The sequence below is a fragment of the Novosphingobium terrae genome (assembly GCF_017163935.1).
In the GTDB taxonomy this organism is placed as follows: Bacteria; Pseudomonadota; Alphaproteobacteria; order Sphingomonadales; family Sphingomonadaceae; genus Novosphingobium; species Novosphingobium terrae.
In genome coordinates this window covers 2,325,453-2,340,496 of sequence record NZ_JABVZR010000002.1, presented here as the reverse complement: position 1 = coordinate 2,340,496, position 15,044 = coordinate 2,325,453, and the positions used below count along the sequence as shown (strand labels likewise).

The 15,044-nt window shown below is 60.8% G+C and carries 11 protein-coding genes; 6 read left to right on the top strand and 5 right to left on the bottom strand.

Annotated features, from left to right (window positions below):
• Positions 1–62: 62 nt before the first annotated feature.
• Positions 63–1,595, top strand: coding sequence for a hypothetical protein (locus HGK27_RS28105; RefSeq protein ID WP_206244097.1), 1,533 nt, complete (start codon positions 63–65; stop codon positions 1,593–1,595).
• A 480-nt stretch (positions 1,596–2,075) separates the two neighbouring features.
• Here HGK27_RS28105 and HGK27_RS28100 read toward each other — a convergent pair whose 3' ends face one another.
• The 3 genes from HGK27_RS28100 to HGK27_RS28090 form a co-directional block, all read right to left on the bottom strand.
• Positions 2,076–2,630: a glutathione peroxidase gene (locus tag HGK27_RS28100; RefSeq protein WP_206244096.1), complete on the bottom strand. Its 555-nt coding sequence runs from the start codon at positions 2,628–2,630 to the stop codon at positions 2,076–2,078.
• A 114-nt stretch (positions 2,631–2,744) separates the two neighbouring features.
• Complete coding sequence (locus HGK27_RS28095) at positions 2,745–3,647, bottom strand: formate/nitrite transporter family protein (RefSeq protein ID WP_241127558.1); 903 nt, start codon at positions 3,645–3,647, stop codon at positions 2,745–2,747.
• Positions 3,648–3,739: 92 nt separating this feature from the next.
• Positions 3,740–3,925: a hypothetical protein gene (locus HGK27_RS28090; RefSeq protein WP_206244095.1), complete on the bottom strand. Its 186-nt coding sequence runs from the start codon at positions 3,923–3,925 to the stop codon at positions 3,740–3,742.
• A 252-nt stretch (positions 3,926–4,177) separates the two neighbouring features.
• On the opposite strand from HGK27_RS28090, the gene HGK27_RS28085 reads away from it, so the two are divergent.
• Complete coding sequence (locus HGK27_RS28085) at positions 4,178–5,533, top strand: methyl-accepting chemotaxis protein (protein ID WP_206244094.1); 1,356 nt, start codon at positions 4,178–4,180, stop codon at positions 5,531–5,533.
• A 139-nt stretch (positions 5,534–5,672) separates the two neighbouring features.
• Here the strand turns inward: HGK27_RS28085 and HGK27_RS28080 are convergent, their stop codons facing one another.
• Together HGK27_RS28080 and HGK27_RS28075 are read right to left on the bottom strand one after the other, a co-directional pair.
• A complete protein-coding gene (locus HGK27_RS28080) occupies positions 5,673–6,548 on the bottom strand; it encodes a S1 family peptidase (RefSeq protein WP_206244093.1) in 876 nt (291 codons plus the stop codon).
• 481 nt (positions 6,549–7,029) lie between these two features.
• Positions 7,030–7,437 (bottom strand): WH2 domain-containing protein, encoded by a 408-nt coding sequence (locus tag HGK27_RS28075; RefSeq protein WP_206245639.1) that lies wholly within the window; start codon positions 7,435–7,437, stop codon positions 7,030–7,032.
• A gap of 518 nt (positions 7,438–7,955) precedes the next feature.
• Between HGK27_RS28075 and HGK27_RS28070 the strand changes: the two genes are divergently transcribed.
• The 4 genes from HGK27_RS28070 (at position 7,956) to HGK27_RS28055 (ending at position 15,000) form a co-directional block, all read left to right on the top strand.
• Positions 7,956–9,215 carry an MFS transporter gene (locus tag HGK27_RS28070; protein ID WP_206244092.1) on the top strand — a complete coding sequence of 420 codons (1,260 nt, stop codon included), beginning with the start codon at positions 7,956–7,958 and terminating at the stop codon, positions 9,213–9,215.
• Positions 9,215–10,465: an arsenic transporter gene (locus tag HGK27_RS28065; RefSeq protein ID WP_206244091.1), complete on the top strand. Its 1,251-nt coding sequence runs from the start codon at positions 9,215–9,217 to the stop codon at positions 10,463–10,465. Before HGK27_RS28070 ends, HGK27_RS28065 begins: the two co-directional genes overlap by 1 nt.
• A gap of 334 nt (positions 10,466–10,799) precedes the next feature.
• Complete coding sequence (locus tag HGK27_RS28060) at positions 10,800–12,014, top strand: hypothetical protein (RefSeq protein WP_206244090.1); 1,215 nt, start codon at positions 10,800–10,802, stop codon at positions 12,012–12,014.
• A 259-nt stretch (positions 12,015–12,273) separates the two neighbouring features.
• The gene (locus HGK27_RS28055) at positions 12,274–15,000 is read left to right on the top strand and encodes a calcium-binding protein (RefSeq protein ID WP_206244089.1); all 2,727 of its coding nucleotides are present in this window, start codon (positions 12,274–12,276) and stop codon (positions 14,998–15,000) included.
• Positions 15,001–15,044: the final 44 nt, after the last annotated feature.

Sequence of the window (15,044 nt, the reverse complement as noted above, 5' to 3'; positions counted from 1 at the left end):
CCATTCATCGCCCGGGGCGCCTGATGCGTCTTATCGATGCCGAGTCCGGGGAGCAGAATGCCATGTCCATACGCCATCATCGCCTTGCCCCCGCCGCCCTCACCGGAGCCCTGTCTCTCGCCCTTGTGCTGGCCGGTTGTCAGAAGGCTCCCGACAGCACTGCCAGCGCCGACAGCGCCATGGCCGCTCCCGCCCTGCCCGCCACCCTGCCCATGACCAATGCGCCTGCCCAGCAAGCGGCGCTCGCCCCTGCGGCAACAGCGCTGCCCCGCGCGCAACCCCTGCGCAGCGTACGGGTCGCCGATCCGCGCACGGCCTATGCCTATGCGGATCAGGCCAGCTACTTCTCCCAATCGCTGGGCGATGCGCCGCCCGATTACAGTTTCAACTATGACAATGTGAGCCCTTGGGCCTGGCAGGGCTATGATGGCTCACGCACCTTCGTGGAGCCGGTCGCGGGGGGCTATCGCACCTATTACTATCGCGCCGGTGCCGACCAGCCCTATTTCGTCCGCGATCCCGATTATGCCTATGGTTATGACGGCAACCAGCTTGCGGCGGTCTATGGTCCGGACGGGGCGCTGATCCCCTATGACAGCTATGGCCCGCAGGAGGCCTATGCCGCAGCCTATCTCTGGCGCGCCAGACGCCTGTATGAGGCCTCCCGCGAAAGGCAGGCGATTGCCGCGGCGGACTGGGCGGCGCGGCAAGACGCGATTATCGCGGCGCGCGAACGATGGGCCGCCAACCGTGATCGACAAGCGGACTGGGCCGCCTATCATGCGCAGGAGGCAGCGCAGGAGAGCCGCTATTGGGCACAGGAAGCCGAGCGCCGCGCGGCAGACCAGCAGCGTTTCGATCAGTGGCGCCAGCAGGATTTCAGCACCCCTCCGCCGCCGCGCGCGATCCCGCCACGCTGGCAGCAGGCAAGCTGGGCGCAGGATAGCGCGCGCTATGCCCCGGTTGTGGCGGCAGCGGTGGCAGGGGGCGCGGCGGTCGCCATCATGGCCCACCATCATCAGAATACTGCGGCGCAGCGCCCGCCTATGCCCCCTCAGCCCACTGCCCAACCGCCGCGCTTCGTACCCGCGCAGCCTGCCCCAAGGCCGGGCTGGCAGGGACATCCCGGCCCGATGGCCCATGCCCCCCAGCAGGAGCGCGCGCCACACCCGGGTGCTCCCCACGATTTGGCTGCGCCCATCGGCCATGGCCCCGCTGCGCCGCATGCGCCCATGGCCATGGTCCATCAGCGGCGCAACGGGCCTCCGCCTGAGGCTCGCGCGCCCGCAGTTGCGGTCCATCAGGCTCCCCATGAGCGCCCGGCGATGAGGCCGCCTGAACAAATCGTGGCGGTCCACCGTGGCAATCAGGGGGCTCCGCAAGAGCCTCCCGCCATGGCCCACGCTCCGGTTCATCACGAGGCACCTGCCGCACTCATTCCACATCCCGGCCGCCCGGCTGAAACCCGCCCCACACCTGCGATGATGCCGCACCCCGCGCCGGCTCCGCAACAGCATGAAGACCACGGACAGCCCGGAGGGGCACATCCCGAGGGTGGCCATTCTGGAAGCGGAGACCACCATGGCCAGCACTAATTGGCCTGCACCTTGAGCCCTCACCGCGAAGATAATTGCCCTTCACCGCCTCGGACCGGCCCCTCGATAGCTGGCACAGGTTGACAATCGGCGGTAGACTATATCGAGCTTATTTGCGGTAGCGATCGGTGATCTCGATCGAGAGGCATGATTTGCACTGAGTTCGGTCATGGCCAGCGAGCCAGTGCACGAAACCAAAAAAAGCCGGCGCAAAGGCCGGCTTATGAAAGTTTGGGAGAGGATGCCTGAAAGGCACATTCCGCTTCGCACCAATCCCGCTATCCCGCAAGAGAAATGTACGGAATGGTACATGAAATACGAATGCAGGACTGCAATCGATATCCTGCGATGCCGCACTACCCGCTCTTGGGGGCTTCCCGGTGGTTAAAGGCCAGCACTCGAACACCGTCAATCGACGCTGAGCCTCTCACTGGATGCGCATCTTGCCCCTTCAACCGGCGATTGGCACAAGCAGCGAATTCAGCCCACCTTGGCAAGCTCATCCTTGATGGCGTCGACAAGCAACGGATCGTTGGGGCCAACCACGGGAGCGAAGCGCGACACCACCTGCCCATCACGAGAGATCAGGAATTTCTCGAAATTCCACAGCACCTCCGGGTCCTCATTGGGCGTGATGCCGTAGCTCTTCAACTTCGTGCGAAACTCATCGGCGGGGCCCTGCTTGATGGGCTCAGCAGCCGTCAGCGCGGCATAGAGCGGCTGCTTGTCCTCGCCTGACACCGGCGCCTTGGCAAAGAGCGGAAAGCTCACGCCATAGTTCACCTTGCAGAACTCGCTGATCTCTTCTGCCGATCCCGGCTCCTGATTGCCGAAATCATTGGCGGGAAAGCCCAGCACCTCGAAGCCCTGATCGCGGTAGGTCGTGTAAAGCGCTTCAAGCCCTTCATATTGCGGCGTCAGGCCGCATTGCGAGGCCACATTGACGACCAGCAGGACTTTCCCCGCATGGTTGGCAAGACTGTCACCGGAACCATCCAGCCGGGTGAGCGCGACAGCAGCAAGATCATCAACCATGGAGCAAGCCTTTCTTCGGGGGGGAAGGATCCATGGAATAGCCCCGATTTTTATCGGGATAAAGGGCGCATCACCCCCCTTGCCGACAACACGCCCCAACAATGCGCCCGACCATCAAAGCTCATGCCGAACCTGCGCATGCGCCAGAACCGCAAACAGGCCGGTGCCGCCGATCACATTGCCAATAAAGGTCGGCACCATGATGCCAAGCAGTGCATGTGCCCAAGTTGTCTTGCCGCCCAACGCCAGCAGCCAGGCCTCACCCGATCCCGCCACCACATGGGCAAAACCGCCAAGGGAGATCAGATAGGTCAGGGTGACGATCACCCAGAACTCCTGCCCCTTCGAAGACGGCAACATCCAGGGCACCGCGGCGATCAGAAAGCCTGCGGGAATGCCCATACGCAGGGTCTGGAAGAAGGTCCGATCCAGCAGATGCCCCGAAAGGTCAAGCATCGCCTGATGCTGGTGGCCGGTGATGATCCATTCCTGATCGAAGGTGGTCGCGATCAGCAGGGTGCCCACCAGATTGGCGCCCAGCACCAGAAACCAGAAACGCAGCAGCCGCAGGACATTCGCTCCGGTGGGATGCGTCGCCACCGGGATCACCGCCGAAAGTGTGCTCTCGGTAAAAAGCTGGAGGTGCCCGAGGATCACGATGAGAAAACCCACCGTATAGCCGAAGCTGGCCACCAGCGGACGCCATGCTGCATCGGGCAGCAGCATTTCCAGCTGCGCCTGCGCCAGGATCGAGGCGCAGATGCCGATCCCGCCGGCCAGCCCGGAGAACAGCAGCGAAAGCGCCGGTCGCTCCATTTCCTCATCGCCATGGCGGCGCACGACCTCATGGATGATGCGGGTGCTGGCGGCCTGTTTCTCGATGACGACCGCCCGTTCCTCATCGGTGAGCGCAATATCGCGCTCGCGCGCCTCAATGCCCTGATCGCGGGCTTCGTCATCCGGGTTGGGGATCATCCGAAGGTTATCGGTCGTCTTGCCATCAGGCGAACTCATCATGCGGGCGCTCCTTGCGCCCACATCGCCGGGCGCCGAAGTTTCCAATGCATGACATGCCCTTTTGCTGCATCGCAAGCGAAGCTGCCTGCCGTTCAGCCGCTGAACTGATCGGGTGTAATTTCGGGCGGCGCCGTATCGGGAATATCGACATCGGGCGGTGGCGGCTCTACCCCCGGCAAGTTGATATCAGGAGCCTCGGCCGGCTCGGGGGCAACCGGCACTTCGGAGGGCGATTGCGGATCGATACGATCGGGGGCGGGATCGGGATTGCTGGCCATGACGTTCTCCTCACGTATGAAGGGAAGACAGCCCTTCCTCACAGGTTCCGCCGCAGGAGGTCGATTACTCCATGCGGCGGTGATGGCGGTGTTGTTCACAACCATCTCAGTCGGGCTGAAACGCCCCGCACCTGCCGCCGCCCTGCGTGAGCGACCCAACTCGTCCCAGGTAAACCCCTAAAGGAGGCATGCAGGGTTTTTACGAGGCAGCGGATAGTGCTGCACAATCACCACAACTGATGAGTGCCGCCCATGTTTTGGAGTCAGAAACCTGAATCTTTGGAGAAGCGTACCGCCCAAGCCATTTTTGAATGCTCTCCCGATGGCATGCTTCTGGCCCAGGACGGGGTTTATACGGCTTGCAACCGATCTTGTGAGGCCATCCTGGGATGGACGCGTGAGGAGATGATCGGTCGCAAACCGGAAGACTTCTCGGCTGAAATCCAGGCCGACGGTCGCCGCTCCGAGATCCATATTGCAGAACATGCCAAAATCATTGCGGAGCAGGGATCCATACGCTTCGAATGGCTCTCCATAAACCGGCAGGGCGAGAACGTGCGCGTTCTGGTCACCCTGATCCCTGTTCAGCTGGGTGGAAGTGCGGACTTCCTCGTGTTTGTGCAATCACTTGCCGAAACATCGCAGGTCATTGACGAGCTGCGCAAGGGCCTTCACCAGCTATCTCAGGGCAATCTGTCCTGCCATCTGATGGCGCCCTTTCGGGAGGATTATGAACCCTTGCGCCAGAGCTTCAACACGACCGTTGATGCGTTTGCTGCCTCCATGGGCAATGTCCTGCAGACAGCAGAGATCGTTGCGGAGAAGGCAGAGGAAATTGAAGATGCGGCGCAGGAGCTTGCGCTGCGAAGCGCTGAGCAATCAGTCACGGTCGAAGCCACGGCAACGACACTCCATGCGGTAAGCTCAGCCATATCGTCCTCGGCCGATACCGCGACACAGGCCAGTTCTCTCGTGACCGCGACACGGCAACGCGCAGAGGAGGCCAGTAGGGTTGTGATGCGAACGGTTGAGGCCATGGCCGGGATCGAAACGTCCTCGCGCGAGATTTCGGACATTGTCAGCCTGATCGACGGAATTGCGTTCCAGACCAATCTGCTTGCCCTCAACGCTGGTGTTGAAGCAGCGAGAGCCGGGAATGCCGGACGTGGCTTTGCTGTGGTTGCGAGCGAAGTCCGGGCCCTGGCCCAGCGTAGCGCGGATGCCGCCAAGGATATCAAAGGCCGCATCGAAGGATCTGCGCAGCAGGTCGCTGGAGGCGTCATGCTCGTCACGGAAACCGGTCTGGCCCTGACGCGCATTGCACAAGGGGTCGAAGAGGTCAGCGATGTGATGAGCCGGCTGGCTCAGGAATCGATCCAACATGCCCATCGTCTCCGCGATGCACACAGCGCCGTCCACCAGATGGACCTGATCGCCCAGAGCAATGCCACGATCTCGCAGCAGGCAAGCGCGACTGCCAAGGGCCTGACCATGCAATCCTCCTCACTCATGCAGGATCTGCGCCGCTTCCGCATTCAGCCGATGCAGATGCACCGCGCCAATCGGCATCGCGTGATGCAGGATTTCGGCTCAACCTTTGCTGCCTAGCTTCAGGCGTAGCCCTGGTGCTTGAAGACTTAGGGTGCGAGATTTTGACGTGGTTGCACCTATGCTGATCAGCCGTGATCGGGCTGCGAAACGGGCAATCAGCGTATCGCAGCGAAGCTGCACGCCACCTCTTGCTCAATTAATCAGTGCCGGCAATGGTCCGCTCAATCCATGCCGTATAGAAACCGACCCGGGCAGCGGCAAAGCGCTGGCCGCACACGCCCATGCGAAACGAGCCGTCCCGCATCTGCGTCGCCATATGTTTGACCTCATCGTCCGTGCCATCAAGACCATGCGTGATGCCGGCCAGATAGGTGCGCCCAGCCAGATCAATGGTTACCGGACCGCCGCTATCGCCCCCCGCTATGGCCCCGCCAAGCGCCGGGGCGCCCGGGCCACAATCGAACAGAAAATCAAGCCAGGGGCCATCGGCGAGGATCAGCCTGTTCTGCGCGCGGCGCAACCGGGTGCGATGGCTTGCCTCCTCCGGCGCGCCGGTGAGATCGGTGCCGGTGGCGCCCGCGCCATAGACGGTGCTCAGCATGCCCGGCCGGGCCTGGCCGCGATCGATCGCCATCGGCGTGACATCGGTCACCGGCTCGGCCAGTTCGATCAGGGCGATGTCATGCATGGTAGCCATGGCTGCCTTATATTGGCGCGAGAATTCGCCAGGTTCGGTCGTTTTGACCTTGGCGAACATCGCCTGCCACGCTTCTGCCGCTGCGGGAAAATCAGGATAGACCACGATACGGCTGACCGCGCGCCGCTTGCCCCGGATGATGACAAAATGCTCCTCGGGCATCGCCTGCATCATCCTGACCGCATGCGCGGCGGTGACGACCCAGCGCGGCGCAATCAGCGTGCCATGCCCCTCATCCGGAAGATCGGCCAGAGCGGGGATCGATTGCGGACTAACTTGATAGCTTGCCTCGGCCCGGTCGTGACGCAGGATGATGGCATTAACGCTGGTGCCTGACAGCAAAAGCAGCGCAACGAGGCTGAAAGACCGTTTCACGCAGCGCACTCCTGACAGCGGTGGATGACCTTGATCGGGCCATTGATCATCATGCACATTGCCTACAACCAACAGAATTGGTGATGCAATACACCAAATCACTATTGATGCATGAATCTCTGCTTCGCCACTGATCTTCGGGTGGGAGCTGTTAAGGAAAACGGCCTGCTTTTAAAGTGCACTTATTGTCGCTTCAGAGCTATGCGGAGCTGCTTTGAGCTGACCTCGCAAAGGCCTGAAGCGAAGGCATATTTCCGCGAATTGGATAAATGCCGGCACCAACGACCTAAGGTCGCGCCCCATCAATCCAAGGCAGGGATCAGCCAGAACCTTTGGCGGCCGGCTGGATGTAGCGGGGTTTTTCGATCACTCACCGCTTACGGCCGGTACGACGTTGCAAATACGCCCTACCCGCATACGATGCGGTGGACTAGCAAGACGTCTTAACCGCCGCCTCCTCAAACGCCAAAGCCATCAGACGTCATCGGAACGCCGCCGGATCGGGCGTAGGCGCAAGACAGGCCTGCTTGTCACCATTCTTGCATGCGGCGACCTGAGCGTGCCATGCCGCCATTGCCCGGTCGTAGGCGGCCTCTTTTTCAGCCTGCGTGGTGCGGATCGACGCGATAGTCTCCCGGCGCGCTGCGACTGTCGCCTGCCTTTCCCCAACGGCCTCGTGATAGCGTTGCCATTCGGCTTGTTGTTCCGCCTTCTGGGCGGCCATCTTATCAGAGACGCCCTGCGCAAAGCTGGCATTGGCTGCATCCGTCGCGGGGTTTTTGGCGGGCACGACCGTCCCGGGCGGCGCAGAGACGGATGCAGCAGCGGAGCCATCGGAAGGCTGAGATGAAGCGGCGCTTTGCGCCAGCGCGGGCCACGACAGCATCATGCTGGCGGCACTTGCGCAAACGAGCAAGGTTCTCATGGTTTTGCTCCCTTGTTGCCCATGATCGAGTCGATGGTCAAACGCGCGAAGAACGTAATTGTTCTGCATCTTGAGCGAGCGGCGCGCAGCGGCAAAGCTGAGAAAGTCCGGGCTGGAATGGGATGGGCTATGTTCAGCGGCAGCCGGCTGGTGGCTTTATAGGCCCCAAGCGACCACTCCTCCCTAAACGGGCCATTCAACGACCTTTAGCCATTCCTTGATCATAGGCATGTTCACCGCTCGGCTCACAAGAAATTGCGCGTGCCGCTGATCGGATTTCCACACAATGCAATTCACTGTTGCAGCCACCGGCACCCGCATCATCACGGCAGAGGTCGGAAGACTTGTTATGCCGAACTGCCCCGTCCCACTTGGGTCCGTCGCCGCATCCGGTCTTCAATTCAGAGAAAATTTCCGCCTCATGCACCCATTGCCCCCGCGCGCCATTCCTCCAGAGCGAAGAGCGCTTGCGGAAAGACCCCATGGCCACATTGCCCCTGCCATCGAACCTCCCGCATGGATCAGCGCAGGGCCGCGCCAAGGCTGCGCTTCAGTCCCTCAATTTCTTCATGGCCGACATGCAGGCGGGGATCGGACCTTTTCTGGGCGTGTTCCTGCAGCAGCGCGGCTGGACCTCCGGGCCAATCGGCACGGTGATGACCGCAGGCGGGATCGCGGGCATGATCATGACCGTGCCAGCCGGTGCCTTCATCGATCACACCGAGAAGAAACGCCTTGTCGTGATCGTCACCGGCATCTGCACGGTGCTGGCCTCGTTCCTGATCCTGTGGTCACAGGCAGGCGTGGTTGTCACGATCAGTCAGGTAGCGACTGCCATTGCGGGGGCTGCCATCGGCCCGGCGGTCACCGGCATGACGCTGGGCATCGTGAGGCAGAAGGGATTTAACGCCCAGAACGGGCGCAATCAGGCCTGGAACCATGCGGGCAATATGGTCGGCGCGGGCCTGTCGGGCTATCTGGGCTGGCGCTTCGGCATGCCCGCGATCTTCTATCTGGCCGCTGCCTTCGGGGTGCTGGCCATCGCCTCGGTGCTGCTGATCCCCGAGCGCGCCATAGACCATCACGCTGCGCGCGGTCTGGAAGCACACGCGGATCACCCCGAGGACGACGAGGCCGAGGGGTTCCGCACCCTGATGGGCAATCGCCCGATGCTGATCCTTGCCGCGGCGCTGGCCTGCTTCCATCTGGGCAATGGCGCCATGCTTCCGCTTTACGGGCTGGCGGTGGTGGGCGCCGGCAAGGGCGATCCGGCAATGTTCGTGGCGCAGACTGTCGTCGTGGCGCAGGCGGTGATGATCGCCGCCTCGCTGCTGGCGATGCGGATGGCTGCGGGGAAAGGCTATTGGCTGGTGCTGCTGATCTCCTTTGCCGCCCTGCCGTTGCGCGGTCTTCTGGCGGGCAGCTTCATCGAACATTGGGGCGTGTGGCCGGTGCAGATGCTCGACGGCATCGGCGCCGGTTTGCAGAGCGTGGCGGTGCCGGGCCTCGTCGCCTGCCTGCTGGACGGCACGGGACGCGTCAATGTCGGCCAGGGCGCGGTGATGACGGTGCAGGGTGTGGGCGCCTCGCTCAGCCCGGCGATTGGCGGATGGCTGGCGCAGGAACTGGGTTATCATGTCGCCTTCTATGTGCTGGGCAGCTTCGCTCTTGTCAGCCTGATGCTATGGCTGGGTTTTGCCGATCTGTTGCGCCCGGCCTGTCGCGGGACAGAAAAACGCTGATGGAATGGGCCCACCTCGCCACATGGGTGATCTGCGCCATCGCGACTGCGGCGGTCATCGCGCGTCCTCTGAACTGGCCCGAAGCGATCTGGGCAGCAGGTGGCGCCATGCTGCTGGTGCTGCTTGGCCTGATGCCGCCGGGCGACGCTCTGACAGCGATCGGCAAGGGGCTGGATGTCTATCTTTTCCTGATCGGCATGATGCTGCTGAGCGAAATCGCGCGCGAGCATGGCCTGTTCGACTGGGTGGCCGCCACCGCCGCGATCCATGCAAAGGGCAGCCCCGCGCGCCTGTTTCTGCTGGTCTATATCGCGGGCGTCGTCACCACCACCTTCCTCTCGAACGACGCGACGGCGGTGGTGTTGACGCCAGCCGTCTTCGCAGCGGCCCGCAAGGCGAAAGCCGACCCGCTGCCCGCGCTGTTGGCCTGCGCACTGATCGCCAATGCCGCAAGCTTTGTGCTGCCCATTTCCAACCCCGCCAATCTGGTGCTGTATGACGGCACAATGCCGCCTTTGGGGCGCTGGTTCGGCTCCTTCGCCCTACCCTCCGTCGCCGCGATCGTGGTGACCTTTGTCATGCTGCGTTGGGCAGAACGCCAGCGGCTGGCGGGAACATGCGCCAGCGATGTTTCACGCGATCCGCTATCCCTCGGCGGCAAGGCAGCAATGCTCGGCATCGGCGTGACAGCCTTGCTGCTGATCATCGTTTCCGCGCTGGATCGCCCGCTGGGCTGGCCCACCTGTCTGGCGGGAGCGGCCACCACGCTGGCCGTCTGCGCCCTCACCCGCAGGTCACCCGTCCGGGCGATCCGATCCGTCTCATGGAGCGTGCTGCCGCTGGTGGCGGGCCTGTTCGTGCTGGTCGAGGCGATGGACCGCACCGGGGTCATCGCGCATGTCGCGCGGGCCTTGCGCGCCGCATCCGTCGATCCTGTATCGGGAGCAGCCCTCTCGGGCACGGTTCTGGCGTTCGCCAGCAATCTGATGAACAATCTGCCCGCCGGGCTGATCGCGAGCACCGCCGCGCTGCAGGCCCATCCGCCCCGGCTGGTAATCGATGCCCTGTTGATCGGCGTCGACCTTGGCCCCAACCTGTCCGTCACCGGCTCGCTGGCCACCATCCTGTGGCTTCAGGCGATACGCCGCGAGGGGCAGGACATCGGCTTTTGGCAGTTCCTCAAGGTTGGCATGGTCACGATGATCCCTGCGCTCGCCGCTGCCTTGGGCACACGGTTGCTGATCGGATAATACCGCTGACAAAGCACCATTCGTTGGCCCAAGGCACATCCCTGACAGCCGCTGTTTGTTCATATGCTATGCGATGGCGACAGGATGTCCGCTCCGGTTTGCACATAAACTTGGCCAGCCTTCAAACGCAACCTGAGTCGCTCTATCAATCTCATTGATCGCCGAGACAATGAATAGGACATGTCGGATAGATACAAGATTGATCTGAAAAGCGATATTTTGAAAAATTTTTATGAGGATTCTGCATTTATCCAACCAATATCCATATAGATACTTTAAAACCAACCTTAACCACTCATGATAAAAATCCGACAAATTCACAGGAGTTTGTCTGATGGTTAGTTCTGTACTGAGCGCCACGAATTCGGCATATCTCACGGCCACGGGGACTCCTGCAAGGGCGGCGGTAGCCGTTTCTGCAAGTACCTCATTCTCCGATGCGCTTGCAGACGCCACAGCTCAAGGAACGATCGTTTCGCTCTCGGAGAAAGCCAAGGCCGCTGCTGGATCGCAATCCACGACTGCGGCCATCTCGGCGCAGGCGCAGGCAGATGCGGCGGCTCAGATTGCCAGCCTGGATATCTACAAAGCCTCTTCCAACTTGAAATTCGATGATTACAAAAACTTTTACGCGACTGAAGCTGCAGCCGTCAGTGCATCGCAAGGGCTTCCTGCGGGGCAATATGATTTCACGAAGCTCAGTCCGAAGGAGGCGCGGATCGTTACCTTTGATGCTCAACAAAATCATGGAGCATCATACGACGATGTGCGCGCACTTTATTCGTATTTCAATGCCGGCACAACCAACCTGGGCGGCAGTGCATATACCATCTCGGATACCCCGGGGGATGTTCTGTCCGCTGCTCTCAATATGCAGATGACGACACACGGCGTCGATGGTGCCGGCTATGCAGCGCCAAAAGCGAGCATTCAGTGGATGTTGAACTCACAGGGCACCAGTGTTTCGCCCGACCTTCAGCAATCTCTTGCATCCGCGCTCTCCGCAACGCCATCAACATCCCTTCAGGGATCGGCATCCACCAGCGCACCTGTTACCGCGCAGACCAAAGCTGCCGCGGCGGCCCAGGTCGCAAGCTTCGATTTGAACTTCACCAACATGGGAAAGAGCCAGGCTGAGTATAGCGCCTATTACGCTGCTGGAGCCGCCGCCGTGAGCGCATCACAAGGTCTGCCGGCAGGGCAGTATGACTTCTCCAAGCTGAGCCCGAAGGAGGCGATGATTGTGGCGGGAGATGCCGGGGCCAATCATGGTGCATCTTTTGATGATGTCGCAGGCTTGTCCGAGTATGCACTAATGGGCACCACATTCACCGCAAACAGTTACAGCGTCTCAAACACTCCAAAAGACGCGCTTTCAAGCGTGGCGGAAATGAGCCTCACGACACGAAGTGTGAACGGTAACGATTTTAACGACACTCTCAATTGGATGCTTAGTCTGCAAGCCGCGAAAATCTCTGCCAGCGCACAAAAGGCGATCGATACAGCATTCGCGGCATACTCTACCACGTCACAAAGGGCGTTGGCCTAGAACTGCCTATCTTGCCGGGATGACACAATCGCAAGATCGGCACGCTGCCCCTACACTGCTACCCAAGCCCGGACCGCCTGAGGCCAGAGTTTTGGGCCTTGCTCGCTCCCGGTGGGCTGGTGGCGCCGGGTGAGTTTGCCAGCATCATCAGGGGATAATTCCCGATCGCGTTATAAAGCCACGACGCCGGGCAGCATGAGCGAAATGGCTCGACTCCAACAAACAGCGACCCATCTACCAATTGCAGTTGGAACCTCTGATGCGCAACCTATTGATCGTCAACGGCATCTTTATCCTCTCGCTCAATGTCGCCGACGCACGCGATCCGTCACCCCAACCCAGATCCATCGAAATCGAGGAAGGATATGCGTTCGGTAAAGGACCGAATGATATTTTTCGTTTTTCGGCGGAAAACGATCATAACTTGGTCCTGGTCGAGGATACGGCCGGGACGATCGCCGACAACGTTCTTGAGATTACGGACCTCGATCCGGCGAAAGCGCGCGTCTCGGTCGAGTTCGGAGGAGAACTCAATCTCTATTGGTCAAAGGAGCGCGCCGGTGTCATCGTTCAAAATCAATTCCTGAAGATTCCGGGACACCATCTTGGCGTGCAGCGGATTCATTTCGCCAACGGCGTCACCTGGACGAAGGCCGATCTCGAAACACGGCTCGGTATCAACCGCCTCAAGCTGGCGCTGACGCCCGCGGAAAGCAGAAAACCTGTCGGCATTATGCCCGAGCAACGCTTCGTACTTGGGAACGGTGAAAACGACCACATCACAATGCATGCTGACGACATCGGTATGACGGTTCTTGAAGTCGCGGCCAATCCGACGGCTCAGAATGATATCAGCATCGCAAAAGGCCTGTCTTCGGCGCAAGCCGAGGTCTTTGACGATCATGGCGATGCAGTCATCAGCTGGTATGGAAAAGGGGCTGCGCGGCTGACCCTCGTCAGGGCATTCATGAGCCGACCCGGCGCCTATTACGGCGTGCGCCAGATCCGCTTCGCTGACGGCGCCGTCTGGACGCTCAAGGATCTTGTGGCGCGCTCCGGACCGATAAAGCCTGGCCAGACGGGCGGCCACCTTGCGGGATCGACATCTGGCGAGCGCCTGGATACCCAAGGCCGTACCCGCTCCATCATAGGCCGTGGTGGTGGCGACACAATCATCTACAAGCGCGGATATGGTGACCTCGACATCAACGAGGTTGATGAAGGACCTCACCCCTCAAACACGCTCGCCCTTGGGACCGGGATCACGCCTGCCAACGTGACTGTACGCCGCGAGGGAGACGATCTGGCCCTGACGGTCGACAAAAGCGACAGGAGCGCCGGCGACAAGATTTCGCTCACCGCCGCCTTTCGTCGATCACCGGGTGAGATCCGCGGTGTCCAAAATGTCGTTTTCGCTAACGGACAGCGTTGGGATTTCGCGAAGATGGTCGAACTCGCTGCCACCCCGCGCAAGGACAATCGTGACCCGGAGGGCGATGACGGCCCCAACGTCTTCCACCTTGACGAGAATGCAAATTCCGCGGTTGGCCATGGGGGCGGCGACAGTTTCTACCTTGAAGTAGCAGATGGTGAGGTGGTGATCAAAGAGAGCGATCACGGAAACCACAATCCCAATCGAGTCTTTCTGCCGAAGGGAGTGCGACAGGCAGATGTCACGCCGCTGCGCGACGGTTCTGACATCTTCCTTGAATTTCGGGATCAGTCAGATGCACCTGTTCTCGACACCAGACGCGGTGTCGTATTGGCCGGGCAAAACACGCCTGTCGGCGGTACTGACATTGGCGTTCAGGAGGTTGTGTTCGCCGATGGCTCCCGTTGGAGTGCTACAGATTTACGGCGGCTCGCTCATGCCCAACCGTTGGAACGCCCGGCATATGACGAGCATGCGGCAGCGCAAAAAGAAGTAGACTTCAAAACAAGGGAAGCGACAGCCAACGACCCGGAACGATTTAAACGCTTCATCGCAGACCTTCATGCGGGAATGGATCGGATCGGCATCGATCGCACGAACCGCGCCGCGCTGATCGCGGGAACGGCTCTGGGCCCCTTCGATCCGGACTCCGGTCCGCCGTTGCCCGCGCGTTGGTACAATGTCGCAACCCTGGCGGGCTGGAAAGCGGGTCTTGGCAAGCTAACGGACACACTCGGTGCTCGCTATGTCATCGCAGATGTCTTGCCACGCGCTCTTTGCGACCTGGGCCCTTGTCCACCGCCGACTCGCGCGCAGATCACTGCTTCAACTTTAAGGGAGTTACCCGGTTTGGTTCTCCCCAATTTGGTACTCATGCCGTCAGCTCGACCCGGCAGGGTAGAACCTCAACCGCAACCCACGCACTTCAAGGGGCCGTTGCGAATTGCGAGCAGTGGAGACCCAAAAACCGACGAGGCGATCCGCAAGGTACTAGCGACGCTGCCTCAAAACTCAGGAATCCCTCTCGACAACAAGAGCTTTCCAAGTTCTACCGCCGAAGCGAATGTTCTGCTCTATTCTTTTGGCAAATGGGAGGCATTTCCTACTGGCGCCGAGCGGAGATCAGAACAGGCGATGCGAACGTGGCGCGAGCATCGAGCGTGGCTCATTGGAAACGTGGCGCCACAAGCCAACCCGCTGTTCACTTTCGTGAGCAACAAGGTGGGTAGCAATCTGTCCCGGATCGAGGCACAGTTGGCCCAAAGCAAAATCGGCAATGACCTGTTTCTTGCCGTTGACGGCCAGGGCGCGGCCATCGCCGGCGCCTGTCACGCAGCGCCATATTCCGGCGAGATTATACGATGCTTACGCCGCATCGCGATCGTCTCACCCAGCCCTGACTATGATCGATACGAAGTACGCTCGGTCACGAATAGACTTTTCAGTTCGCTCACAGCCTCAATCTCCAACTGGTTTCATCACGCGGCGACGTTTATGTCGGGCATATTGCACTGGCTATGGCTTATGGTGACATACCCGTTTAGGGGCCGCTGAAGGTGTTGCGCCAAGCGGCAATCCCCCGTTCTTAAAGGGGTTGG

Bases quoted from the DNA above. Each gene is read 5' to 3' on its own strand.
- HGK27_RS28070 (WP_206244092.1), top strand. From the start codon at position 7,956: ATGGCCACATTGCCCCTGCCATCGAACCTCCCGCATGGATCAGCGCAG.
- HGK27_RS28100 (WP_206244096.1), bottom strand. From the start codon at position 2,630: ATGGTTGATGATCTTGCTGCTGTCGCGCTCACCCGGCTGGATGGTTCC.
- HGK27_RS28095 (WP_241127558.1), bottom strand. From the start codon at position 3,647: ATGATGAGTTCGCCTGATGGCAAGACGACCGATAACCTTCGGATGATC.
- HGK27_RS28060 (WP_206244090.1), top strand. From the start codon at position 10,800: ATGGTTAGTTCTGTACTGAGCGCCACGAATTCGGCATATCTCACGGCC.
- HGK27_RS28090 (WP_206244095.1), bottom strand. From the start codon at position 3,925: ATGGCCAGCAATCCCGATCCCGCCCCCGATCGTATCGATCCGCAATCG.
- HGK27_RS28075 (WP_206245639.1), bottom strand. From the start codon at position 7,437: ATGATGCTGTCGTGGCCCGCGCTGGCGCAAAGCGCCGCTTCATCTCAG.
- HGK27_RS28105 (WP_206244097.1), top strand. From the start codon at position 63: ATGTCCATACGCCATCATCGCCTTGCCCCCGCCGCCCTCACCGGAGCC.
- HGK27_RS28085 (WP_206244094.1), top strand. From the start codon at position 4,178: ATGTTTTGGAGTCAGAAACCTGAATCTTTGGAGAAGCGTACCGCCCAA.
- HGK27_RS28055 (WP_206244089.1), top strand. From the start codon at position 12,274: ATGCGCAACCTATTGATCGTCAACGGCATCTTTATCCTCTCGCTCAAT.
- HGK27_RS28065 (WP_206244091.1), top strand. From the start codon at position 9,215: ATGGAATGGGCCCACCTCGCCACATGGGTGATCTGCGCCATCGCGACT.